The organism is Larkinella bovis (assembly GCF_042655385.1).
GTDB lineage: Bacteria > Bacteroidota > Bacteroidia > Cytophagales > Spirosomataceae > Larkinella > Larkinella bovis.
The window spans coordinates 1,638,012-1,663,041 of the sequence record NZ_JBHSMA010000001.1; the positions used below are offsets into that span (position 1 = coordinate 1,638,012).

The following is a 25,030-nucleotide window of genomic DNA, read 5'->3' on the forward strand; positions in this document are numbered from 1 at the left end:
GTCCGGTTGTCCATCCGGGCCGATCAGGGATTGCTCTTCGAAAACCGATAGATGGCGGTATAGGGGACATCGGCGGTTTCCTGGGCGTTGACCGGCGGAGTTGCGGGCGCTTTACCGCCCCGGGTTGCTATCCGCTGAATGTAGTCTACTTCCTGAAAAATACCACTGGGCGACGTTCCCGACTTTGGCATTAGCAACAGCCAGTCGATGCTGTTCACATCCTGACTGGCGGTTTTGGCCGGCGAAAATGCCTGCCCCACCATCAGATCGCCAGTGGTCGCCAGCTTCCAGGAAGGTCCGGCAAAATGAGTTCCTATTTTTGCATTGGTGGCATCGAACAAATCGGCTTCGGGAGCCACAAACACCCATTCGTACGCAACCGGACTACTGCCCGCCTTTTCCTGCGCCTTGTATTTCTGGACACCGCGGGCAAAATAGGTCGCTACCCGCGCGTTCCCCGCCGGCAGATTGGGCGGTAGGTCGATGGCAGCGGGAATCGTCAACGGTTCACTTTGCTGAATAAGAACAACAGGCAATTCGGCTTGCGGTTCCAAATGATCGGTACAAGCCATTACAGTTACGGCCAGAAAAATCCCGCAGCTTTTCCGGAAGAAAGCAATTGAAGTCATTTCGTACGTAGTATTTGTGTTTGATACGGATTAAAACCGCACAAAAGTCCGGTTTTTGCAATCAAAAACCGGAAGCTTCAGGGGGTTACTTTCAGGCTACCGTACCCTATCGCTCTCTTTAGTTCAGCACCGCTTCCCCGTTTAGCCGCTTAACGGGTGCCCCTGTTGTTCGGTTAACGGGACTTCCGATCCGGTTTGGCAGCCCGCCCATCCAGTTTATTGGCTCGAATTAACTCCTTCACCTTCTTTCTTTAAATACTGTTCAGAAAACAATTTCTGGCATTTTTTTTGTATAAAATTGTATTTATTAAAAGCAGTCTATGTGGGGTTACGTTGTGCAGAGCGGTGGCTGTCTTATCCGTTCAGCCAGTCCCTTTTTTAGATACCCACAAATCACTTTTTTGGCCATGAACCCTGCCACGTTGGAAGAAGAATTACATGATTTCAGAAAGACGTTTATTGACTTTGGAGTTATCCGCGACCAGCATTTTGTCCACTGGAACGAGACCTTTGCCACCGACAACAAGGAGCGGCTCATTCGGGTTGTCGGGGCCGTGGTCCGGTACGCGCTTGACAATCAACTCCCTATCCCATTCGACCGGCTGATCCTGTTCTTTCACAAAGGGGAATTTGATTTATATTTCCGGACTGTGAAAGCCTATAGCGTCTGGTTTTTCGATACCCTGGAGAAGTTGTTGATGAGTCCGGTCAGCCTGAGCAAACCCCTGAAACTCTAAACCGGTATTGAAAACCAGCCTGGCAGCCCCTTACTTATCAGACAAAAGTCTTTCCTAGGTTGCGGTTTTTAAAACCGCAGTCGGACGGAACGAAGCAACCGGGCAACAAAACAAGAAAGCCAGGTCAACCGCCTGGCTCTTTGCTAAAATTACAATCGTTATTACAGCTACAAACCTAGTGATCAGGACGAAATCGCCAAATCTTTCGCCCCAAATACGGGACATTTCCCGACTGAAACGGGGAAATCAGCCAACTCGTCAATCCGTTCCCCCGCGAAACCATCAAAGTGGTAAGAGTTTTGTCCGATCATCCTGTTTTTTGGGAACCCTGTCTACGGCATCAAATTTTCCGGACCTTCGACTACGTACTTTCCCCATAAAAATTGTCATTCCATCAGGCAATAGATTGCCAAAATAGAGATGGTAAGCAGACAGGCCCGGCAACCCATTGCCGGGTTATGTTTTTTGACCCAAAATTGACAGTTTCATTCCCAAAAAGGACAGCGCAAATTCAACCAAAAAACGACCTTTGACCTATCTAGTTTAGGTTAAGTTACTTCGAAAGCCATTGTCTCCTGGACAGTGGCTTTTTTGTTCGCAAGACGATCCGGTTTTTCACTTCAATGCTTGAAATACAGACTTTCCTATAGGCCAATTACAGGAGTTCCCCGATTTTACTGCATGCGGATTTAAACGAATTTTACCCCATAAATCCTCCTTCCGCTGGCTCATATGGAAAATCATCAGGAAATTGGCTTTACACTGGTTTCTCTTGTTCTGCTCGGCCTTATTCTTTTTTGTGGATGTCTATCGATCTGGCATGGCTATAAAACCATTTTATTTTTCCGCGCCCTTCGCCGGCGCGGGCAATCGGTCCGGGGAAAGGTCGTTGAAATTCGGGAAGACAGGGACCTAAGTGAAAACGAGGTAAGCCTTTATCCCATCGTTTCGTATTCGTTTAATGGCCAGCAATACCAGGTGGAGTCCGACCGATTTCTTTTTCAACCGTTTACCGTGGGGCAGGAAATAACACTTCGGTTTTTACCCGAGCAACCCGCAAAATGCACCTGGCGAAAAACCGGTATGTCGGGCATTGCCTGGATGTTATTCGGGCTGGCTATTGTACTCCTCAGTTGCCTGGGACTGCTCCAAGTCACCCAGCTGTTATACGTCCAAGCGTTTTATTAACCCGTAAGAAAGTTTCGGATGACCATAACCAAAGAGCCTGATCGTAATCGATGGCAGGGAAATCGAATTGTGTTACCGTTTTGGGGTCATCGTCTTGAGATTCCACTCCTTCTCCTGAAAAGCTTTTTGGGTAGGCTTGAAAACCGGATACCCGCCCACCTGCATTTCCGAATCAATGACCTTCCCCGTCATGTTCAGGACGTCGGAAATGATCCGCTGGTCGTTTTCATCCCGGTCCCACGGCCTTGCGCCCACATTTTTCAGGATATTTTTTTTAACTGCTGCTGCTTTTAGGGGGCGGATCGCATCGTACCAAATGGGCCTTTGGCTGACTAGTTTTGCACTATCGCCGGCAAAAAGCCTGGCATCCTCCCCCTTTTTATTTTTCGCGATATTGTCCGCCATATAGACCTCGCAGGGGCCATTCGCCATGAGAAATAGTGGCATATCCGACGAGCTGGGGCCGTGTTGCATGACATTTCCAATAATGGTAAGCTGGCCTTTTTCGTGGGGATGTCCTTCCCATTCGGCATTGACCAGTCCATACCGAACGGCAATGCGGCCCGGATTATGAATGTAGTTATTCACGTATACCGCTCTGGCCCCGCCTTTGAACAGGGCATTTCGGTCCTGATTGCTCGCATACAGATTGTTCAGAATAGCAATATCCGTCGCATTATCGTGAATCAGCGTTCCTTTCGAGTGTTCCCCTCTGGAATGCGTCGACTGGCTCAACCCTTCCGCAATGATATTATTACTCATGGTAATTCGATGGGAGGTATTTTTACGCCATTCATCTGGGGTAGCGCCATCAAACCGGGGGCCAGAAGCCGAGCAGTTTTCATCGACGCCCCAGGTAAAGGAACAATGGTCAATAATAACATTGTAGGCGCTAATGGTTGATAGGGCATCTGGCTCCCATCCTTTCTCGTGTCTGGAAGCTCCCTGCCGGATCCGGATGTGTTGTATCACCACGTCATGGGTGTACACATTGATGCCGCCATCGATAAAGGTAATACCGGGTGAAGGGGCGGTTTGTCCGGCAATCGTCAGGAAGGGATTCCGGATGCTCAGAATCTGGCCCTTCAGATCAATGATCCCACCCACTTCAAAAACAATGATCCGGGGTCCCGCCAGGGCGATGGCTTCCGCAAATGACCCCGGTCCTTTATCGGCCAGGGTAGTAACCCGGATGATTTTCCCTCCCCGGCCGCCGGGCGTGGTGGAAGCCCAGCCCTGGGCCCCCGGAAAAGCAAGCTCCTGGCCATTTCCGGAAACCGCCAACCCTAAAAGCACCAGCAAGCTGAGCAACCGTAGATAAACGATACGCAATGTCATGTTCCGAATGTTTTAATAACCGAAATTTTGGACCCGTTTGGGATTCGAATTGATGGCGGACGGGGAAAGGTAGCAATTCTTTTTGGTTAGGCTCACCTAATTCGACCCCATTATTGGTATAGGCATCCGTTACTTCGGCCCATTGATCAGCGTCGGCAATTGATAACGATCTATCAGCGAAATGCTACCGCTAGGACCATCCGACGAGTATGAATTACGGTTTCTGCCGGGCTGCGGGTACGCCCGAGGGCCGTTTTTGTGGCGTGGTGGTAGGCCCTGAGACGGTGATGATTCCGTTTTTCACGTGCATGCGGTCTATAAAAACCACCCGCTCCTCCCCGGTTTTGGCGGTCCGGCCGTGGTAGACGCAGAACATCTCCTTGCCGTCGGGCGAGTAGGTAATGCTGTTATGCCCGGTGCCCGTTACCGATCCTCCCCGGGCGGTATTCTGTTGCAGGATCGGATTATTGGCGGCTTTTTTAAACGGTCCCAATGGGGATGCCGACGTAGCGTAACCGATGGCATAATGGCGACCGCCAAAATGATTCGCCGAATACATGATGTAATACAGGTTGTCTTTTTTAAATGTAACCGATCCCTCCGTCCAGCGCCGGTTGACTTCGCGGGCCGTTACCGATCGGCTTTCCCATTCGGCCTGCCTGTCACTGAGTCGAACCGGTGGGCGCAGGAGTAAAACGGGTTCACCGATCACCCCGCTAAAATCCGGTTTCAGTTCGACACCATACACCCAGCTTTCTTCAATCTCCTTGAACCAGCCTTTCTGGCGGGCAAAATCGGCCACTTCGCTTTCTACGGGATGTTTGTAGCAGGCCCGCGAGTAATACAAATAGGCTTTGCCATTGGGATCAAAAAAGACATTGGCATCGATGATGGGATAACCCGGATCAAAAATGGGTTTGTTGGCCAGATCGATAAAAGGGCCGGTTGGTTTGTCGGCGACAGCTACCCCAATGCGGAAATTTTCCACTTCCCGGGTCGGATTAACCCTCCACTGGGCACTGTAAAACAGGAAAAACCGGCCGTTTACTTCATATACCTCCGGGGCCCAATAGGCCCCATCCCAACTGGCCTTTGGGTCACTCCAGCTATTTTTATTATCGTGAAAATAGACTTGTCCTTCCGGTTTCCAGTTCACCAGATCGCGGGATGAATAGGTAACAAATCCTTTGTCAGCGCCACCGCCCGTGCCGTATAAGTAGTAAGTGCCCTTCGTAAACAGAATGTAGGGATCACCTAACTGCACGGATAAGGGGTTGGAAAATGTGGCTTTATCGGTGGTCACGCCCGGCTTGGTTTGCGCCACGCCGGGGCGCAAGGACAGGCAGATGACGCCTAAAATCAGGAAAAAAAGTCGTTTCATTGGAATGATGGAATCATGGGGTGGCTAGCTGCGCTTCCGTCAGTTATAAAACGAAAGACGGGGTTAGAAAGGGTATAGATGAATGATAAAATTACACTATTTGAGAAACGAAAAACCGGCCGAGTAAGCCGGTTTTTTTTATTTTTTATGAACAATACCGCATCCCTCCATTGCCATGCCGGATAAACGGGTCTGGACCAGACGGTTTGGCCGGCTATCTGGTGAATGGGGAAACGCCCCCGGGCGACGGATGTCCAGGCGTTTTATCAATTGCCTGATTGGGTTATAGCGGTCATCAGGGCATCCAGATGGAGGCCCGCAAATGATGCAAGTGCTCTTTGGTTGAATAATAATACATGGCTACCATTTTGCCATCTTTCCGACGAACGACCCTTGGGTATCCCAGGTCGTTGAGTTCCATGTCTTCCGACCAAAAACCGTCCATCAAAATCTGCGGTTCAGTCCATCTCTTCCCTTTATCGGAACTGTACACAACCCGAATCGTTCCGTGATCACGCTCTCCGTACACGACGCAAAGGCGACCATCTTTGGTGATCGTAAACGCGGGAGGGTTTCCGTTATAGGCTCCCGTATCAGCCACTTTCGAGGTAAAGGTCCAGGTTTTACCACCGTCGGTCGACGAATAGGCATCTATCCAGTGAAGTTCCTGCTTGTCCTTTGTCACATACTTCCGGCGTATGACCGATACCAGCGTCCCATCACTCAGCCGTTCCGACTGCGACATCACCGCCCGGCATTCATTGGCGTATGGATTTTTGCGGTCGTCATCAAACAATTTCACTTTCGTGTACTTCCCGCTTGAACCGGCCGGGCCCACGATCCAGCCCTGGAAAGCAAAGCTTTTCCCTCCGTCAACCGTTTTGATGCAGAAAAGACGATCTGACCCGAAGGAGTTGGCTTTGCGGACCGAGAAAAACAACAAACACTCATTTTTACCGTTCACCACATAGTCGGTTCTGGGCGATAACTCATCCAGCCCGATGTTCGAAAGCTCCTTCCATTGAAATAAATCGCCAAAGCTGAACGGTCCCTGCCAGGTCTTCCCTTTATTATACGTATAAAAAAAGTGCGCTCGTCCATCTTCGGCGCCATGATACGAAGCACCCACCACCCGCATCGCAAATCCGGGGTGCTTAAAATCAATTGGCGTTGAAACCGGCTTCAGATCGGGCGTATCCCCAAAATCACCGACATACTGGGCCGGATCTTCCGTCGTCCACGTCTGCCCGCCATCCGTACTACGTCCTAACCAACTTAAAAATGGTTTTTCACCATTGTGGCTGTTCGATATTTTATACTTTGCTTCGGTAAAGCCGACCACGATTTCATCGTTTTCGTAGATAAATCCTCCCCCATTGGCCGGCCAGCCCACAAAACGTCCGGGTTGGTGATAGATGATGGAATGCTGTACATTCCTGACCGCCTTTTGGGCATTAGCCGGGAGAATACCGCAAAAAGACAGCATTGAAAATGCGGCAAATAAATGAATAAAGTTGTTGTTTTTCATAAAAACGAATTCTGTTTAAACAGGCATAACCGACTCAAATAGCTGGCTTGAAATTGACAACCACACAAATGATCACTAGGGCGTGTTGACAATTAGAGGAGCAAAATCATAGCTGATGCCAAATGAATAAACCCGGTATAGCAACTTGCGGTCTTGTCATAGCGAGTAGCCACTCGCCGATATTGCTTCAACTTATTAAAATACCGCTCGACTTTGTTACGATCCTTGTAAAGGTTCTCATCAATGGGGCGTTGTTCAAGTCGATTTCTTTTAGCCGGTATGACAACTTCTATTTGTGCTTCTCGTAAGGAATTAATCATCTTGTCGGCATCATACCCCGATCAGCCAATACGGCATCGGTCTTATAATCAACAAGTAAGGCTTCTGCCTGAGTAATATCGGCTCGTTGTCCCACGCTTAGAATGATGCGCAACGGATTGCCTAAGGCATCGACCGTGGCATGCATCTTGGTGCTCCACCCACCCACGGATTGTCCTAAACACTCTTGGGCAGGGTTACTTTTTTTTGACCCGCTGCGTGTTGATGCGCCCGCACAATAGTCGAGTCGATCATCAACCATTCCAAGTCAGGTTCCTGCAACTCGTCAAAGATACGCTTCCAGATGTCGGCTTTAGCCCAGCGTTGGAACCGACGATAGGCGGAATTCCAGGGGCCGAAGCGCTCGGGCAAATCCCGTCAAGGGGCACCACTTCGAGCGATCCACAGTATGGCGTTGATAAAGACTCTGTTGTCGGTGGCTGTGCATCCCACATCACCCGCTTTTCCGGGCAAAAAAGGAGCTAACCCTTGCCATTGTTGATCTGTAATTTCATAGCGTCGCATCCAACAAAGTTGCAAGACAGATTTATATTTACCTAATTGTCAACACGCCCTAAGACAATCACCTTCCATCTCCGGTCACCTTTTGCCATCCGGGCCAACGATGATAGAGGCTTTGTTGCCTTCTTCGATCTCGTTTTTCAGGTCTGATCGGTGAGACCGCCTTCTCCCCTATCGTTGAAATTCGTCCGGATGGGATTCTATCGTTTGCCGCCATCTTTCAGGGTATAAGCAGCTTATTTCGGGTTGTTGAACGAAAACTGATAGAGATTGGACGAAAATTGATAGCCGCTTTGCAGCCGATTGCGGAATTTACCGGCGTTTTCCATTCTATAATTCCTGCTGCCTATGATAACTTCTCTACGATTTTACAGACCTGGCGCTGCGGTTTACGGTTTGTTCATCAGCCTGATGCTGTTGACCAGCTTCAACGCCTTTAGCCAGAAAATCTTTTACGTAACTCCGAATGGCGGGGACGTGACGCAGGACGGTTCCTCCTGGGACAAGGCCTATGCAGGGACGCAGTTGCAAACGGCCATTGAAGAAGCCAGCGCCTATTCGCAGGCCAATGGGAACCAGGATGTGCAGGTCTGGGTGGCAGCCGGCACCTATAAACCCTCCGAGAATGGGGATCAAGAGGCCTCTTTCTCGATGCGCAATCATGTGGCGATTTATGGCGGTTTTGTAGGCATGGAGAACACGTTGGGTCAGCGTCCATCGGTTCTGAGCATGCCTTCCAGCACGACACTGAGTGGAGATATTGGAGAACCGGGCGTAAGTAATGACAACACAAATCGTATTATAGGCAACTGGACCTGGCTGAATTTGAACACCAGTGCCGTACTTGACGGTTTTGTCATCACCGGGGGCGATGGAGGTGATGGGGCAGGCATGTACAACGAAGCCATAAATAAAGGAGATCGCTGTACTCCTACTGTTCGGAACTGTTGGTTTATCGATAATGTGGGAGCCATCTTTAACTGGGGGGGTAATGGGGGGTATTGTAACCCGATTTTGAGCAATTGTACTTTTATCAAGAACTGGGACGAATGGGGTGGGGCTATACGCAGTACAGGCACTGATAATGGCACCAGTGGCTCACAGTTAATCAATTGTACTTTTATTGAGAACAACTCCTGGTTTGGTGGAGGTGGAGCCGTATCAAATATTGAATATGACGCAATTATTGATTTTGTAGCGATTAATTGTCGTTTTATTCACAATTTGGCAGATAGCCGTGGTGGAGCTATCAATAGTTTTATGCACTTTGGCACAGTGAATACACGGATCATAAATTGTAGTTTCATCAACAACTCGGCGAAGAGTTCTGGTGGAGCTATCGGGAGCGAGGGTAGTGGGAAAGGGATCCAGAACACGCAATTGATCAACTGTATTTTCTGGAACAATGGGGGCGAGAATACATTTGTGAATCTGTTTAACGATAAAATACCGGCACATTACTGCCTTTTCGAGACCTCGGTGACGGGCTATGAGGGCGAGGGAAACCAAACGACCGACCGGTTACCCTTCGTCAGCGAAACCGACCTGCGGCTGACAGCCTGCTCCCCCGCCATCGATGCCGGTGATCCGGCCAGCACCCCCACCACCAGCGGCTCCACCGATCTAGCCGGCAACCCCCGATTTTACAACAATGGCCGGATCGACATCGGAGCCTATGAGTTTCAGGGAAGTCTGCTAGCGGCCATGAGCTTCCCCCCCTCAGTTACCCAGCCCATTCTGCAAAATACCCCTTTTGTGGCCCTAACCGTGTCAGGTTGTGAAGGAGGAACCCTCTCCTGGCGGAGTTCCACCGGCATTACCGGCACCGGCACGACTATTCCGGTGCCCACCGATGCGGCCACCACCCTGATTTACTCGGCCACCTGCACCATTGGCGAATGCACCAGCCCGCCAGGTACCTTCACCGTCACCATCATTCCTCCGCTGGTGACGGGCGGCTTCGATGGCTATATCTACGGCGCCGATTGCAGCAGCTTCCGGGGCTGGGCCTGGGATCGCAACAAACCCAATGCCGCCGTTTCGGTTGAGATCCTCGATGGGCCGAAGGTGATGGCGACCTTGCGGGCCGATGTCTTTCGAACGGATTTACAAACGGCGGGCAAAGGTAACGGCAAACACGCTTTTCTGTGGAGCATTCCCGATAGCCTCAAGGATGGTAAACCCCATTATCTCACCGCCCGCGTCAGTGGCGGTAGTTTCATCCTCAAAGATTCCCCCAAGGCGTTGATCTGTCAGGGCAGCAGCAGTCCCGGCAACAAAGCCCCGGTGCCGCCTTCGCCCACGGTTTTGGTGGCCCCGCTGACAGCTCAGGTGGGGGTGCCCTTTTCGGGCACCCTGGTGGCATTCACCGACCCGGAAGGCCAACCGCTGACCTACCAACTGAGCGACTTGCCCGCTGGCTTAACGCTCAACGAAACCACCCGCGTCATCAGCGGCACACCCTCGGAAGCGGGCACGTTTGTGCTGGCCTATTCGGCAACCGAAGCTACGGGGGCTAGCCCCCTAACCAACAGCGTCAGCTTTCCCCTGACGGTTACGCCGGCCTTGTCCACCACCGTCACCGGTGATTTTGAAGGCTATCTGGACAAGTTGGATTGTGGCGGTATCCGGGGCTGGGTCTGGGATCGCAAGAAGCCCAACACTCCTTTGACGGTGGAATTTTATCTGGAGGGATCGAGGACGGTTTTAGGCAGCACCGTGGCCAACATCTACCGCCCCGATCTGAAAGATGCGGGCAAAGGCAATGGGGCTCATGCCTACAACTTCAGCCCGCCGGGCAGTGTAAGCAGCGGGACGCTGGTCCGGGCGAGGGTGTTAGGCTCAACGTATGAGCTGAAAGGAGGAGCCAAAGCCTACCAGTGTGCACCGGCCCGGTTATCAGCCGAAACCGGAGCGGAGCTTGAGGTGCGGGTGCTTGGCAATCCGGTTTGGGATCAACTCGAAGTAGAAATTCGAGGGGCAGAAGGGCAATCGCTGCGATTGCAGCTAACCGATGCCAGCGGGCGGCTGCTCCATCAGCGGCAGATCGAAGGAGCAAGCCCGGTTGAGCAGCAGACCTTCACCGTCCGTGAGCAACCGGCAGGGCTGATGTTACTGCAGGTGACGAGTAGATTGAAAAGCGTCATGTTGAAGGTGTTGAAACAGTAGAGTAATTAACCTGAAAGTAAAGACGCCGGTCGATGATCGGCGCCTTTCTGTTGCTTTTTAATTCGAGGGCCGCAGAATCCCTTTGAATACAGGCAGATTGACGAGCCGCTTAACGAGCTGTTTGATCGCTTCCTACCCGGTTTTGGGCTCAGAATCCCCTACCGGTTCGGTATGCAAGTTTTTCCTGGTTGTGGGATGAGCCACGCCTATTGGGGCCTGGCGATACTTTATGGCTTAGATTTTTAGACTGTGAAATGAAGCAGTGCCAGCGTTCAGCCCCCTCTATTCGCCCCCATCAAACCCAGGCTCAACCCAGCCGCCCAAACAGATACGAGATGAACCTATCAATACTACGTTTGGCCACCCAAATTTAAAGGTATTGTTATTGAAAATATACGAGTTGTGTAAACCAGCACAAAAAGAGGTTACAGGGAAAGCTGTAACCTCTTGACTTTCAAGTGACCCCGGACAGGTTCGAACTGTCGGCCCACTGATTAAGAGTCAGTTGCTCTACCAACTGAGCTACGGAGTCGAACTGGTGGGCGAACACCGGTACGAAACTAATCTGTTCCGGGAAGAAAACAAATAAATCAGGGATCTGTTCTAAAAACGGCTACATCCCTTCGCCGAAATTATGTTCCAAAACCGCCCGGATGGCCGGTAGCTCCGCTTCCAGCACCTGGATGTATTGCTCAATAAGCACGGTAAGGTCCGCCATCGGTTTTTTATCCGCAATCACGGTTTCGGCCGCAATGATCAGGCGGGCAGCTTCGTTTAGGCCGAATGTCTGAATAACGGCTTTCTGGGTGTGAATCAGGCGTTTAATCGCAATCACATCGCCTTCGTCCAGCAACTGGCGCAGTTGCCGAATTTCGTTCGGCGTCTGGTGGAGAAATAACGTCATCATTTCTCCGGCAAAATCCATGTCATTGCCCACAGCATCAAGCAGGGGTTCAACCGAGAAACTAGGATTTGGTGCCATATACGGTTTTTGAGGGTGTACTTTGGAAGGTGCCGCGGGCGAATATTTCCGCATAATCCGCTGCAACTCTTCAATTTGAAACGGTTTGGGTATAAAATCATTCATGCCCGCCCGCAAACACTGCTCCCGCTCATTGGCGAGGGCGTGGGCGGTCATAGCAATAATCGGAATCTGACTTCTCAGGGTAGTCCGAATGTGGGTTGTCGTCGTATATCCATCCATCACCGGCATCTGAATATCCATCAGCACCAGATCAAACGGTTCCTGCTGCAACCAGTCCAGCGCTTTCTGACCGTTCTCGGCCACCTGCGCCGTATATCCCAACCGGCCCAACACCTGAAGCGCCAGCCGCTGGTTCATCACATTATCTTCCACCACCAGAATTTTCACTTCCCGCGATCCGACGTCCGCAGCATCGAACGTGAGCGGTACTTCGTGTTCCGGTAACTGGGGCGCTATTTTATACGGAATTTCCAGGGTAAAAACCGACCCCTCGCCTACCTTGCTTTCTACCTTCACCCAGCCACCCTGCATTTCCGTCAGGGACTTTACGATGTTCAGCCCCAGACCCGTTCCCCCGTAATAGCGGGTTGTAAAGTCGCTGGCCTGCCGAAACCGTTCAAAAATATGGGGCAAAACCGCCTTCTCCATTCCGATCCCCGTATCTTCGACCGTGAAACGCACCCGGACGTCTTCGCCCATCGCTTCCTGTTTTACAATACGCAGACTTACCCCGCCCTGTTTCGTGAACTTAATGGCATTACTGAGCAAATTCAGTAAAATCTGGGTAAGCCGGGTCGGATCCCCCAGCACCACCGCCGGTAATTCCGGGTCCACCGAAACCGTCAGGTACAGATTTTTCTCGGAAGCCGGTGAATCGAGCATCGTCCGGATCGAGTCTACGAGGGAGGTGATACTAAACGGAATGTTCTCCAACGGCAACATACCCGCTTCAATTTTGGAAATATCCAGAATGTCGTTGACAATCGTCAGCAAATTCTTGCCGGCCGTCCGGATGTTATCCACAAATTCCTTCTGATCGGAACTCATAGCCGTCGATTCCAGCAGCGCCGAAAAGCCCAGAATGGCGTTGAGTGGCGTTCGGATTTCGTGGCTCATGTTGGCCAGAAACTGCTTCTCCGTGTGGCGCGCATCCTCCGCAATCTGTTTGGCCCTGGCTACTTCCTGTTCGAGCTGCCTCCGCTCCGTGATGTCGTAATGAATCCCCATCGAGCCGGTAACGTTCCCGTTTTCGTCAACAATGGGGGCTCCGCTGATGAGTACCCAGATCGGTTTTCCGTCTTTCCGCTTCAGTTGCAGTTCGTACGAATTGGCTCCGCCGGACCGGCGAAATTGCTGCTGCTGGATCAGAAACTCATTAAATTCCGGCGGTACCAGCAGTTTGTCGGCCCGCCGACCGACCAATTCCTCTTCCGTATAACCCACCATCTGGCAAAACCGACCATAAGCCCGCCGAATCACCTGGTTGTTATCGACCTCGATCAATCCCAGCTCCATCCGGTTCATAATGCCCCGGTATTTCTCTTCGCTTCGCCGAATCATCTCCTCGGCCCGGTGTTGCTCCGTAATGTCGGTATACTGCCAGAGATGCCCCCGGTACTGACCTTCCAGAAAAATGGGAATAACATTGCGCTCCAGAACACGGCCATCCACCAGCCGAACGCTCTCATTAACAATCGTCTCGTTTGGGCGAAATGTCTCGTCAATGTGACTGATAAACTGTTCAGGATCGGCAAAAAGCTCTTTGGGTGGTTTGGCCAACTGAACAAAATCCTGCCCAACCAGTTCCTCCGGCTTCAGCGGGACATCGAACAAGTCGCAGTATAACGCATTGACCAAGATAATCTTACGGTTTTCATCCTCGACTAACACGCCAGTTTGCAGATTCTGGATGAGGGACGTTAACCGGGCCTGGGTGGTCCGGAAATTATCTTCATTGATGATTCGCTCCGTGATGTCGCGGGCAACGGCCACCAGTTCCGGAACGCCATCGTCTCCCGCAATAATCCGAACCGTCTGCCCAATCCAGACCGTCCGGCCGTTCTTGGCGCTCACCGGAAATTCAATATACGTACCCGGACGACCCGTCCGGATCATTGTCTGATAAAAGTCAACCAGCCGGGCGCGCCAGTCGGGCCGGATCAGATTGATGAAATTCAGTCCGATAATTTCGGCTTCGGTATAACCCAGAAGCGACTCAACCACCGGGTTGACAAAGGTAAAAAAACCGTCAATAGACGTCTTGAAGATAATGTCCTGAACCGATTCGACTACCTGCTGGTATAGCTTTTCACGCTTCCGTAAGGCCTGAGAAGCTTCCGCCGAAGACGGATTCAATTGCTCCCTGAGCCAATGCAGTTGGGCATTGGCTTCGTCAAGCTGCCAGGATTTTTCACTCAGAAGGGCCTCAGCCTGCCGCCGTGCCGCCTGTTCGATGGCAAGTTGGCGTTCGAGGTTTTCTATTGGGGACATAGAACTTTTAACATTCAATGAACTAAAGCATACCCATATCGTCCCACCCAGGCTTTCGGATTCAGTATAAACAGCCCTTCACGCTGAGGTACAAGCAAAAATTTTGTTACCGAAATAACGAAATGGATAACTAAATCTAGCAACAATTATGCCGCGCAAATGAATCCAAATTGTCTGAAAATTATCCAGATTCGCAAAGCTATTCTGCTTTAGCCTGAAAAACAAAAAACCGGCTTCGGAGCCGGTTTTTACCCAATTGAATGTTCGTTATTTCATACTGACTTCGCGGTATGAAAACGTTACGGGCGTTTTGGTTTGCAGGGCAACTGTTTTCACTTCGCTGGTGGCACCGTCAGAAATTTCAACCTTGTATACACCATCTTCCAGTTGGTTCAGGTCAAACCGGATACTTGCGGCTTCACTGTTTTTACGTAGTGTCCTGGTGGCCAGCGTGTAGCCCTCGCTGTTGGTCAGCCGGATGTTCACTTTGCTACCTTTTTCTTTGTGAACATTCACCCCGACTTTCATGCTGTTGGTCATCGGATAAACCGCCGACTGGAAAGTCGACTTGACGTCGGTTTTGTCTTTATCGTCAGCCGCAAACGTGGTGGAGACAAAGGTCAAAGCGATCAGAGCGGAAGCGAGTAGCGTTTTCATTCGATTTGTTGTTTAAGAATACCGGTTTGTTGTTTACTGCCTTAAGGGCTGTTGGTTGAATCAAAAGTAGTATATCCACAAGGTACCTTGTTATACATAGTACTTTAGCGGTAAAAATACCGGGATGAGTGGTCAATTAGCGGGACAAGAACGGCAATGCCGCTTACGCCCCACCCTTGTCCACCGGTGTAACAGCGTCGTATTGCTGTCATTAGCCGCAAATTGCTTTTTCGGAGCCTCCGCTTTGGCGGTATCGTCCGCCCGGTTGTTCCAGTGACTAGCCGGATTGAGGAGTTCCGCCGGGACATCCTCACAATGTCCTGTTTCAGCGCTTTTCCAGACGCCCGGTTTTCCCTTCCGCAAACCATCGGATTCGAATGGTTGTTGCTATTAGAAACAAAATGGTTTCCCGCATGCGAACTCGAGGTTTTCGGTGGCTGCCCTTCCTGCTGCTTTGCCTGTCCGTTCAGGTCGCGATGGCCCAATCATCCGGCGTCGAATACCCCTATCCGGTTCACTATCTGAATCTTACCATTGAATCAAAACCGGTTCGGATGGCCTATATGGATGTCAAACCGGCACAACCCAATGGCAAAACCGTGCTTTTGCTGCACGGCAAGAATTTTAACGGGTATTACTGGAAAACCGTCATCCAGTGGCTGAATGCTAACGGTTACCGTTCGATTGTACCGGATCAGGTGGGCTGGGGAAAGTCGTCGCATCCCGACATTCACTACAGTTTTCACCGGCTAGCGGCCAATACCAAAAAGTTGCTCGATACGCTCGGCCTTACAACCGTGTCGGTGCTGGCGCATTCGATGGGCGGAATGCTCGGCACCCGCTTCGCGTTGATGTACCCCGAAACCGTCGAAAAACTGGTTCTCGAAAACCCCATCGGCCTGGAAGATTACAAGACATTTGTTCCCTACCAGACCATCGAACAGCAATTTCAGAAGGAAAAAGCGGCCACGCCTGACTCGTATCGGCAATACCAGAAAAGTTATTATCCCGTCTGGAAACCGGACTATGAGGATCTGGTGCGGGTGCAGGCCAGCGACCTGAAAGCGCCGGATTTCAACGCCATTGCCTGGGCGAATGCCGTCACCTACCAGATGATTTACGAGCAGCCGGTCTGCTACGAATTTGGGCTGCTGAAACCGCCTACGTTGCTGATTATCGGACAGGAAGACCGCACTGTGGTCGGCAAAGCCCTGCTGACCAAAACCGCACAGGCACAACACGGTTTATACCCGGAACTGGGCAAACAGACCACCCGGCAGCTTAAAACCGGCAAACTGGTCGAACTGCCCGGCGTTGGGCACATTCCGCACATTCAGGAACCCCGGCAATTTCTGAAGGCGTTGGGTGATTTTTTACGATAATTCAGCATTATTTCTAACCATCGGCCCCGGTCTGCAGTTAGGTTGGCAGCAATCAACATAGGACATTACGCTATGGATACACAAAAAAGTAAAACCGCTCTGATTACCGGAGCGTCCAGCGGAATCGGTCAGGAACTGGCCAAACTGTTTGCCAAAGACGGTTACAACCTCGTACTCGTCGCCCGTAGCACCGACAAACTGAACGAACTCGGTGGCCGTTTCTGGGACGAATTCGGTGTGGAAACGACGGTGATTACGAAAGACCTGTCGGAAGAGGATGCCGCCCGCGATGTTTACAACCAGGTCAGGGAGAAAAACCTGACCGTTGATGTGCTGGTGAATGATGCCGGTGTCGGCCTTCACGGACTGTTTGCGACCGACACGGACTGGGAAAAAGAAAAGGCGCTTATTCACCTGAATGTACTGACCACCACGCAGATGACCAAACTGTTTCTGAAGGATATGGTGGCGCGCAACGAGGGAAAAATCCTGAATCTGGCATCGCTGGTTTCGATTATGCCCATGCCGTTGATGGCAGTTTACGGTGCTACGAAAGCGTACGTCAACAACTTCACGCAATCGCTGGTCAACGAACTGAAAAACACGAACGTTACGATTACGGCGCTACTGCCCAACGCAACCGATACCGATTTCTTTAACAAAGCCGGGGCGGCCCATACGAAAGTCACGGAAAATCTTGACGATCCGGCGGTGGTCGCCAAAGACGCTTACAACGCCCTGATGAAAGGAGCTCACAAAGTCATTCCGGGCGGTTTTAGCAACAAAAGCCAGGAGATTATGGCGTATGTAACCCCGCAGGAAGCGCTGGCGGGGATGATGCGCAAAAACATGGAACCGAAGGATGAAACGCTTTCGGAAGAGAAAAATAACAAGGCCGCCTGGGCCTGGGGCATCAGTCTGGGGGCCGTGGTGCTGGCCGGAGCCGCGCTGGCGTTGCTCTACAACACTAGCAGCACGTACGATAAAGCACGTTATCGGCACAAAGCCGGAAAACTGAAATCGGATGCCGACGAGGTGTACGATGACGTTAAAGACACCCTGATCAATGGGCTGAACAACGTCAGGGAAGCCGTTGTGACGGCCAAACAGGTGGTTGCGAAAGCCAAAGAAACCCTGGCCGAAGCCTGGAGTTAGCCCAACCGGCAGTATACAACAATTCGCTGATTTTCAGCAATTTTCCAAAGAACCCCGGTAGCAACAGTGGCGCTACCGGGGTTCCTGGTTTTACCCGGTATCAGAAAATTTCGCTCAGGTACACCACCACACCCGCCGAAATCCGGAACGTCGTGACGTCGGCCTTGTCGGGCGTCGATTCGCCGTTCAGGTCGATCTTCGACTTTCCGCCCACCTGAAACGAACCGTTCAGGGTCAGGGCCACGGGCAGTGACAGAAAATAATTAAGGCCAGCCCCAAGGTGCCCCGCTCCGCCCCGGAACATGATGTTATCGTACACATTATTGTTGATCACCTGGTCGAGTTTTCCGGTTCGGAGCACGTACCCAACCTCGGCATAGGGTCGCAGGGCGTGGGTCGTGGCCGAAAAGTTGAACCGGACACCTCCGGTAACATTTGTAAAAGTAAATGACTCTGCATCAATATTTTTAATGTTCATTTTCGTTCGATCATACTGACCAAACAGTTCAAACCGCTGATTCAGCCCATAGCCGATTCGGCCGCCAAAGCCCACGCCATTGCCCGAACTTTCGTCCAGAAACTGAAAATAGTCCGACGACCAGCCCAGCATATGGCCCTGAAGGCCAAGGCTAAAACCTTCGGTAGTTGAGCGCTGGCGGATGGTTTGCGCAAACGTGACCGTCGACACCAAAAAACCGGCCAGCAAGAATATCCAGGAAATTGAAAGAGGACGCATAAGATTGGAATGGTTAAAAATCGGAATCAAATAAGAAAGCTTCATTAGTTGACCTGGAGTACGACATCGCCCGTGCGCACTTCAAAGGTTTGACCGGCCCGGAACACCACGGGCTTTCCTTTGGACTCTTCACTGATGGTCGCCGACCGCAACATAAGCCGTTGTCCATTAATGGCGTCCACTGCATAAATCCGAAATTCGAGCAGGTCTTTTTTCCGGAACAGATCGTCCCCCGCCTGCCGGATTCGGGTGACTTCCCCGTAGGCCGTTGCCCCCGACCGAATCACCACCTCGCCGTCGCTTAGAACCGCATCCGTTACCCGCAAATGAACGGTCTGGCCCTGTTTTGCACTGGATGATGACAAATCGGTATCCAGCGTCAGCTTAACCGGCAACCGCCGGACGGCAAGGGCCTTACGCCGGGTAACCGGGCGTTTGACCGGTTCCTCAACGGGTTCGCTCGGAATGGGGTCTGCCGGTTTTTCTTTGGGTGTTTCAACCGGCATTTCTTCTTTGGCCCTGGGGGAAGTTTGCTGGGGCGTTTTCGGCTTTAGCGGAACCGTTTTTTTGGGCACTACGGTTTTGGGCCGGGTATCCGTTGGTTCTTCTTCTACCGGAGCCGGGGTAGGGTCCGGGACGGTCGTTTTATGTTCCTTCGGCACCGTAACCGCAACCACCGACGCAGTTACGACCGAGTCCGTGGTTTGCAGTCCGGTCGGCACATCGTTGCCAACCGGTTTTTTCTCAACCACATCACCCCCGTTTGGCGTGGGTTCCAACAGCAACAGCAGCAGGAAGGTACCGGCAATAATGACCAGCGTTCCGGCCAGCAGGAACTCCCAGTTGGTCCGAAACCAGTCCGAAAGTTGCCGGGGCAACACCTGATCCGGCAGCAGCGATACGGCCTTTTTGGTTTCAGCAACCGGTTTCCGCCGGGGTTGAATGTCCAGTACATCGGTCACCGGCACCGGAGCCACGATCCTGGCCGGATCCAGAACCGGGGCTGACGCAAAAAACGGTTGCAAGGCTTTCTGGAACGCTTTGGCATCCTCAAACCGCCTGGCCGGGTTTTTCTCCAGCGCTTTCTGCACAATCGCTTCCAGCTCTTTCGGAATCTGATCGTCGAGCTTCCGGAGCGGAATCGGTTTTTCCCGGACGATCGCCCGCATCAACTCATAGTCCGTGCGGCTGGCAAAGGGCAGTTTACCCGAGAGCAATTCGTACAGCAGGACGCCCATTGCGTATATATCCGACGCAGGCGAAGGCTCCTGTCCTTCAATTAGTTCCGGCGCCATATACTCCAGCGTCCCGACGATCCGGTTGGCCTGCGTGAGCCGCTGCTCCCCTTTGACGCGGGCAATCCCGAAATCCATCAGTTTGATTGTCCCTTCGGGCGTCAGCATCAGATTGGCCGGTTTGATGTCCCGGTGCAGAATGCCTTTCCGGTGAGCGTGCGCCATTCCTTCCAGCCCCTGTCGGACCATTTCCGCAGCAACGGCGGGCGACAACGCACCGGCCCGGCGAATCAGGGCTTCCAGGCTGTCGCCTTCAACGTACTCCATGGCCATGAAGTAGTCGCTGCCCTCCTGGAGAAAATTATAGACGACGGCAATATTGGGATGGTTCAGCCGCGCCAGAATCAGGGCCTCGTTCCGAAACCGCTCCATAAACGTCGTCTGCGTGACAAGATGGGAATGGAGCATTTTGACCGCAACCAGCCGCTGAAGCAACAGATCGGTTGCCTGATAAACCGTTCCCATGCCGCCTTCGCCCAGTTGGGATTCGATGCGGTAGTGGTGGATCTGTCGGCCTTTCATGGTTAGCTTCTGGTTATGCATTGGGACGTTCGATATCACGGGTCAAGGGGACATTCACTTCAATTTCCCGGGTTTCGCGCGGAGGAAGGACATCACCCGCGACAATCCGTTCCGCCAGCACCACGGTAATGTTGTCGTGTCCTCCCCGGTTTTTGGCGACCTGAACGAGTTCGGCAGCCACGTTGGGCAAGACTTCCTGGCCGAGCAACCGGATCAGATCTTCTTCCTGGCAGTATTCATACAAACCGTCGGAGCAGAGCAGTAACCGGTCGCCAGGATCAAACGGTAACACGCAACGGCCCAGGTCAATCCGGATCTCGGCTTTGGTGCCCATCGCCTGCATCAGCACGTTGCGCTCGGGATGGCGGGCGGCCGCTTCTTCGGTGATTTCCCCCGAACGCAACAGCTCCCGAACATAGGTGTGATCCTCCGTTAATTGAACCAGTTGACCATTTTTGAACAGGTACGCCCGGCTGTCGCCCACGTGGGCGAAATAGAGCTGTTCCTCGTGGACCACCACAGCCGTGCAGGTTGTTCCCATGCCCCGAAAGCGTTCGGACTGTATGGACTCGTCAAAAATTTGCCGATTGGCCAGCTGAAAGGCCCGCATCAGGCTTTTTTCGATGGTGTCGCGGTACTGGAAGTATTCGCGACTCACAATTTCGGCGGCCATCTGGCTGGCGATTTCCCCCGCCAGATGCCCCCCCATTCCATCGGCAACTAACAGCAGGTAGCCCTTGAATCGCCGGATGCCTTCGTCCGCCAGCCGGACAAACAGGCCGGTATCTTCGTTGTTTCTCCGAACATTTCCGATGTCGGAAACTACCACCGCGTTCAGGTCGGCCAGTGAGGAAAGCGGGATTACTGCTGGCTCTTTTTCCGTTATTTCCGCAGAGGTATCCGGTTCTTTTTCCGCTTCTGACAACCCCATTGAGGCTTTTTTCCCGAAAAAATAGTTGATAAGATTTTTCATGAATTTGCGGAATCCCCTTCGTTAAAGCCTCTTTTCACTTGTGTGCTTAATCGACTACCTGCCGACGCCCCATCAGTTCGAGTCCGTAGGAAATCGGAACGGCGAAGGTGATGCGGGTAGCGTCCTGGGAGGAATTGCTGGCAGTGAAGATCCCGATCACGTTGCCTTCGCGGTCGAAAACCGGCCCTCCACTATTGCCCGCGCCGGTGGCGTTGACCGTGAGTTGGTAATAGTCCCCAAATTCGCTATAGTACGATGCGGCCTTACCGGTGCTCTGGCCTTTGATCACCTTACCAATATTACCAGGGGTTACCGTCACATCCGGCACCTTCACAATCTGCGGATTCCGGTTGGCAAAGTCGGCCGAATACTCCCCCACAAACACGTCCGGCGAAATACCCGGGTAGCCCATTACGGTCACCAATTGACCGGGGGCGATGTCCTTTTCGGCACTCCGCAATTTGACGGGAGACAACGGCTCGGCCAGATCGATTTTGATCAGCGCGACATCGTGTTTCGGCGAAACGATCGGTTTGCCCACCGCCGGAAAACGTTGTTCGTTTTTGTTGAAGGTGATATCGAGGTAGGTATTCACCCCTTCGATGACTTTCCCCGACATCGGTTTTTTACCAAAGAAGCGGGTTTCGCTGGGTACCCACCGGAACGGCCGAACCGGGCTCGGGCTTATCTCCCAGCCTTTCGCCCCCGGAACCAGCAAGGCCCCCGGAAACGCATCTTCCGGAAATTCATAGTACGAATTCCAGGCCGCAGCCACGTGCCGGTTCGTCAGGATATGCCCCTGCTGCGACACCACAAAACCGGAACCGCTGGCACCGGCCATGGCGATCGGCTTACCCACTTCCACATCTTTTTTCAACCCCAGCAGCGGTTCGACCACGCCGGGTTCCACCTCAATGTACAAGGGTACATTTATGACACTGCCATCCGACTGTTTCATGGGCATATACTGGTGGTAAATGTCGTCGCCAGTCGGTGTATAAATTAGTTTATAGCCAAATTCGATGAATACGACTTTGCTGGTATTGGCGGTCGCAATCTGCTCAACGGTCAACGAATTATCGGGTTTAGGAGCGGGCAGAACCACCGGTTTATTCACCGTAATCGTCGTGGTCGATCCGATTTTGTCTTTAAAGGCATAGGCAATGCCCGACAGGACCGCCAGCACCAGGGCCGCTCCCACCAGCACCGAACGCGTCGTGCGTTTCCGCTCGGTAACCATCATTCGCTCCACGGTTTGCTTGCCTAAACCCACTTTCGCCGGAACGCTGGCAAGATCATCGTCGGATGCCGACATGGGCAGTTTGATTTCGCTGGTGGCATTGAAAGCCCCGGGCATTTCGACCAGCCGGGTGCTCTGCATCAGTTCAACGGGGCGCGGATTCAGGTCGAACTGGAAAACCGGCCCGCCCTGACCCAGCTGAATTTCGTCGCCCGGCTGGAGCACCGCCGAACCCACGATGCGGGTTTTGTTGAGGTAAATACCGTTGCGGGAATTGTTATCGACCACTTTGAAACCCGGCACGTCACCGGCTTCCTTTACAATTTTCCCGTGTTCGCGGGAAACGGTTGAATCCAGATCAGGGTCAAAGCGCAGGTTGTTGGTGGTGCCGCGCCCAAAAGAAAGTTCTGAATGCTTTTTATAGTCAAATTCTTCGACTTGATTGGCTTTGGTTCCGGTGATGTGACGGATGACGAAACGTTCGATAGGAGTTGCCATGACGGACTGTAGTTGGATGTTCGGGTTTACTTTTTGTATCGTGATTGAATGCTACAAAGTTGGCAGATTGGTGATCGGGAGTAAATCGGGAAAAGCCCTGATTTTCAGCTACGGGAAACCTGTATTTTGTCTCTATAGGAAAACCTGTATTTTGCAGGAACCCATTGTAGGTGAAGGTTATATCTCCGAAATTTAGGCTACCTAATCGTCCAGGGTCATGCGCCATCTTCTCGTCCTGCTTTTTATAAGTCCCTGGGCTGTGGCCCAGAATCCGGTTATTGATTCGCTGAAAAACCGCCTGAACCAGCTCCGGCCCGACAGCCTGCGCGTCCTGACGCTCCACGAACTCGCCACCAATTACTGGTGGAGTGGTTACGATTCGCTGGCCATTCAGACCTTGCGTCAGGGCATGCGGGTGGCCAAACAGGCCCACTATCCCACGGGTGAAATCCGGGCCCGGCTGGCGCTGGCGCGCATTGAAGCAGACTATCTCTCCGACACCAGAACGGCCAGCGCGCAACTGGACACGGCGTATAACCAGGCCGTCGCCATTCGTGACTTATCGCTGCAGGGACAGGTGTTCCTCCGCCGGGCGCAACTCTATTCGAACATCATGAGCAAGCTGCCGGAAGCGCGGTCGCTGTTGCAGAAAGCTTTAGCGAAATTTCGGGAAGCCCACGACCGGCGCTGGGAAGCGCAGACCTACAACGAAATGGCGATCATGAAGATGGGTGAAGGGCAATACGTGGAAGCGATTAACCACTGGCTGACCGCCCGGCGCATTCAGGAGAACATGAACGACCTGAAAAGTCTGCGCGCGACCCTGCCCAATCTGGGAGCGGCTTATCTGAAACTCAACCGGTACGACGAAGCCATCGCGTGTTTTACGGAAGGCGAAAAAATTGCCAACCAGTTGAACGACCGGATGGTGAAACTGTTTCTGATCAGTAAAAAAGCGGAAGTGCTTGAGAAGAAGAAAGAATATGCGGCTGCACTTGCCCTGTACCTGGACCTGATGAAAGCCTACGAGAACCCCTACACACCCTCCCAACTGGCGCGGGCTTATGGGATTGCCGGTCGGCTCTCGATTGCCTTGCACCAGTATGACAAGGCCCTCCACTACTCCCGCTTATCGCAGGATACGTACCGCAAAACCGTCGAGAAATCGCAGGAAGCCCTGGAACACAATGCCCAGTACAACTTCGGAGAGATTTACCTGGCCCTCAAGCAGTACAATCGCGTGATTCCGTACGCCAAAACCGGCCTGGACTGGACGAAGAACGTGGCCGAGATGCGCCCCGAGCGTACGGGTTATCTGCGCCAGCTGGCAATGGCCTACGATCAGTTAAACCAGCCCGCCAAAGCCCTCTATTACTTTAAGTGGTACAAGGCCGAGGCCGATACGATGCTGAACGAGGAAGCCATTCAGAAAGCGACCGTGGCCAGCATGACCTATGATTTTGAGAAAAAACAGCAGGTGGCCCGGTTGCAGCAGGCTCAGCAACAAAGCCGGATCAAGACGCTGGAAAACGATCAATTGGCGCAATCCCGCAATTTCCTGATTGTCCTGCTGATTCTCAGCGGGGGTACGCTCGGTTACGTCTTCTGGAGCAACCGGCGGCTGCGGGTGAAAAACGACGAACTCGCCCGGAAAAACGCCGACATTGAAGCCGCCCTGTACCGGGGGCAAACGATGGAGCGCAAGCGGGTAGCCACCGAATTGCACGACAGCGTGGCGGCCAAAGTATCGGCGCTGAAATGGCGGCTCGAAGCGATGGACACCTCCCGGCTGGCCGACGATCAGCAGCGCGAACACACCCGGCTGCTCGACCACATGGGTGAAGTGTACGACGACATCCGCGCCATTTCTCATAACCTGATGCCCGAAATTCTCGAAAAACAGGGCTTACAGGCCGCTTTGATCAAACTCACCGATACGCTGAACGTACAGAACCGAACCCGGTTTTTACTGGAAGTCGATGAATCGGGGGAGGCTGTTTACGGAAAAACCGCCCATGAATTGTACGCAATTTCGCTGGAGCTGGTCAATAACATTCTCAAACACGCCAATGCGCGTCGGGCCGGTATTGCCCTCCACCGTCAGGGCGGTTTTCTGAAACTGACGGTTCAGGACGACGGGCAGGGTATCAATCCCAAAAAAAGCTCAAACGGCATCGGCATGCGCAACATTCAGTCGCGGCTCGAGCGCCTGGGCGGCACGTATCTGATCTCCAACCCCGAACTCGGCGGCACCTGCGTGGCTGTTCAGATTCCGATGGCGGGTTAGT

16 protein-coding genes, 1 tRNA gene and 1 pseudogene are annotated in these 25,030 nt (G+C 52.5%); 6 read left to right on the forward strand and 12 right to left on the reverse strand.

Annotated elements, in window-relative coordinates; genetic code table 11:
* Positions 1-23 precede the first annotated feature (23 nt).
* Positions 24-629 (reverse strand): DUF3455 domain-containing protein, encoded by a 606-nt coding sequence (locus tag ACFPMF_RS06795; RefSeq protein WP_379842488.1) that lies wholly within the window; start codon positions 627-629, stop codon positions 24-26.
* A gap of 407 nt (positions 630-1,036) precedes the next feature.
* On the opposite strand from ACFPMF_RS06795, the gene ACFPMF_RS06800 reads away from it, so the two are divergent.
* Positions 1,037-1,366, forward strand: a complete 330-nt coding sequence (locus ACFPMF_RS06800; protein WP_379842490.1) for a hypothetical protein — start codon at positions 1,037-1,039, stop codon at positions 1,364-1,366.
* A gap of 732 nt (positions 1,367-2,098) precedes the next feature.
* Positions 2,099-2,554, forward strand: a complete 456-nt coding sequence (locus ACFPMF_RS06805) for a DUF3592 domain-containing protein (RefSeq protein ID WP_379842492.1) — start codon at positions 2,099-2,101, stop codon at positions 2,552-2,554.
* Positions 2,555-2,626: 72 nt separating this feature from the next.
* On the opposite strand, the gene ACFPMF_RS06810 is transcribed toward ACFPMF_RS06805, so the two are convergent.
* The 4 genes and pseudogenes from ACFPMF_RS06810 to ACFPMF_RS06825 form a co-directional block, all read right to left on the reverse strand.
* Entirely contained in the window at positions 2,627-3,892 is a 1,266-nt protein-coding gene (locus ACFPMF_RS06810) for a pectate lyase family protein (RefSeq protein WP_379842495.1), read from the reverse strand.
* A 214-nt stretch (positions 3,893-4,106) separates the two neighbouring features.
* Complete coding sequence (locus tag ACFPMF_RS06815) at positions 4,107-5,273, reverse strand: glycoside hydrolase family 43 protein (protein WP_379842497.1); 1,167 nt, start codon at positions 5,271-5,273, stop codon at positions 4,107-4,109.
* Positions 5,274-5,568: 295 nt separating this feature from the next.
* On the reverse strand, positions 5,569-6,759 hold the full coding sequence (locus ACFPMF_RS06820) for a sialidase family protein (protein ID WP_379842499.1): 1,191 nt from the start codon (positions 6,757-6,759) through the stop codon (positions 5,569-5,571).
* A gap of 134 nt (positions 6,760-6,893) precedes the next feature.
* A pseudogene (locus tag ACFPMF_RS06825) lies at positions 6,894-7,644 on the reverse strand (IS5 family transposase).
* A gap of 345 nt (positions 7,645-7,989) precedes the next feature.
* Here ACFPMF_RS06825 and ACFPMF_RS06830 point away from each other — a divergent pair.
* Positions 7,990-10,809, forward strand: a complete 2,820-nt coding sequence (locus tag ACFPMF_RS06830) for a putative Ig domain-containing protein (RefSeq protein ID WP_379842502.1) — start codon at positions 7,990-7,992, stop codon at positions 10,807-10,809.
* Between the two features lie 459 nt (positions 10,810-11,268).
* On the opposite strand, the gene ACFPMF_RS06835 is transcribed toward ACFPMF_RS06830, so the two are convergent.
* From ACFPMF_RS06835 to ACFPMF_RS06845, 3 genes are all read right to left on the reverse strand, one after another.
* Positions 11,269-11,341, reverse strand: a tRNA-Lys gene (locus ACFPMF_RS06835).
* Between the two features lie 81 nt (positions 11,342-11,422).
* The gene (locus ACFPMF_RS06840; protein ID WP_379842505.1) at positions 11,423-14,284 is read right to left on the reverse strand and encodes a PAS domain S-box protein; all 2,862 of its coding nucleotides are present in this window, start codon (positions 14,282-14,284) and stop codon (positions 11,423-11,425) included.
* Between the two features lie 267 nt (positions 14,285-14,551).
* The gene (locus tag ACFPMF_RS06845) at positions 14,552-14,941 is read right to left on the reverse strand and encodes a T9SS type A sorting domain-containing protein (RefSeq protein ID WP_379842508.1); all 390 of its coding nucleotides are present in this window, start codon (positions 14,939-14,941) and stop codon (positions 14,552-14,554) included.
* A 413-nt stretch (positions 14,942-15,354) separates the two neighbouring features.
* Between ACFPMF_RS06845 and ACFPMF_RS06850 the strand changes: the two genes are divergently transcribed.
* Both ACFPMF_RS06850 and ACFPMF_RS06855 read left to right on the forward strand, forming a co-directional pair.
* Positions 15,355-16,323 (forward strand): alpha/beta fold hydrolase, encoded by a 969-nt coding sequence (locus ACFPMF_RS06850; RefSeq protein WP_379842510.1) that lies wholly within the window; start codon positions 15,355-15,357, stop codon positions 16,321-16,323.
* A 72-nt stretch (positions 16,324-16,395) separates the two neighbouring features.
* The gene (locus ACFPMF_RS06855) at positions 16,396-17,478 is read left to right on the forward strand and encodes an SDR family NAD(P)-dependent oxidoreductase (RefSeq protein WP_379842513.1); all 1,083 of its coding nucleotides are present in this window, start codon (positions 16,396-16,398) and stop codon (positions 17,476-17,478) included.
* A 100-nt stretch (positions 17,479-17,578) separates the two neighbouring features.
* On the opposite strand, the gene ACFPMF_RS06860 is transcribed toward ACFPMF_RS06855, so the two are convergent.
* Genes ACFPMF_RS06860 through ACFPMF_RS06875 form a run of 4 tightly spaced genes read right to left on the reverse strand, consistent with a single transcriptional unit; the run spans position 17,579 to position 22,742 of the window.
* A complete protein-coding gene (locus ACFPMF_RS06860; RefSeq protein WP_379842515.1) occupies positions 17,579-18,214 on the reverse strand; it encodes an outer membrane beta-barrel protein in 636 nt (211 codons plus the stop codon).
* Between the two features lie 44 nt (positions 18,215-18,258).
* Positions 18,259-20,031 carry a serine/threonine protein kinase gene (locus tag ACFPMF_RS06865; RefSeq protein ID WP_379842518.1) on the reverse strand — a complete coding sequence of 591 codons (1,773 nt, stop codon included), beginning with the start codon at positions 20,029-20,031 and terminating at the stop codon, positions 18,259-18,261.
* 13 nt (positions 20,032-20,044) lie between these two features.
* Entirely contained in the window at positions 20,045-21,004 is a 960-nt protein-coding gene (locus ACFPMF_RS06870) for a Stp1/IreP family PP2C-type Ser/Thr phosphatase (protein ID WP_379842521.1), read from the reverse strand.
* A gap of 46 nt (positions 21,005-21,050) precedes the next feature.
* Positions 21,051-22,742 carry a trypsin-like peptidase domain-containing protein gene (locus ACFPMF_RS06875; RefSeq protein ID WP_379842524.1) on the reverse strand — a complete coding sequence of 564 codons (1,692 nt, stop codon included), beginning with the start codon at positions 22,740-22,742 and terminating at the stop codon, positions 21,051-21,053.
* 217 nt (positions 22,743-22,959) lie between these two features.
* Here ACFPMF_RS06875 and ACFPMF_RS06880 point away from each other — a divergent pair, with 217 nt between their 5' ends.
* Positions 22,960-25,029, forward strand: a complete 2,070-nt coding sequence (locus ACFPMF_RS06880; RefSeq protein ID WP_379842527.1) for an ATP-binding protein — start codon at positions 22,960-22,962, stop codon at positions 25,027-25,029.
* Position 25,030 lies beyond the last annotated feature (1 nt).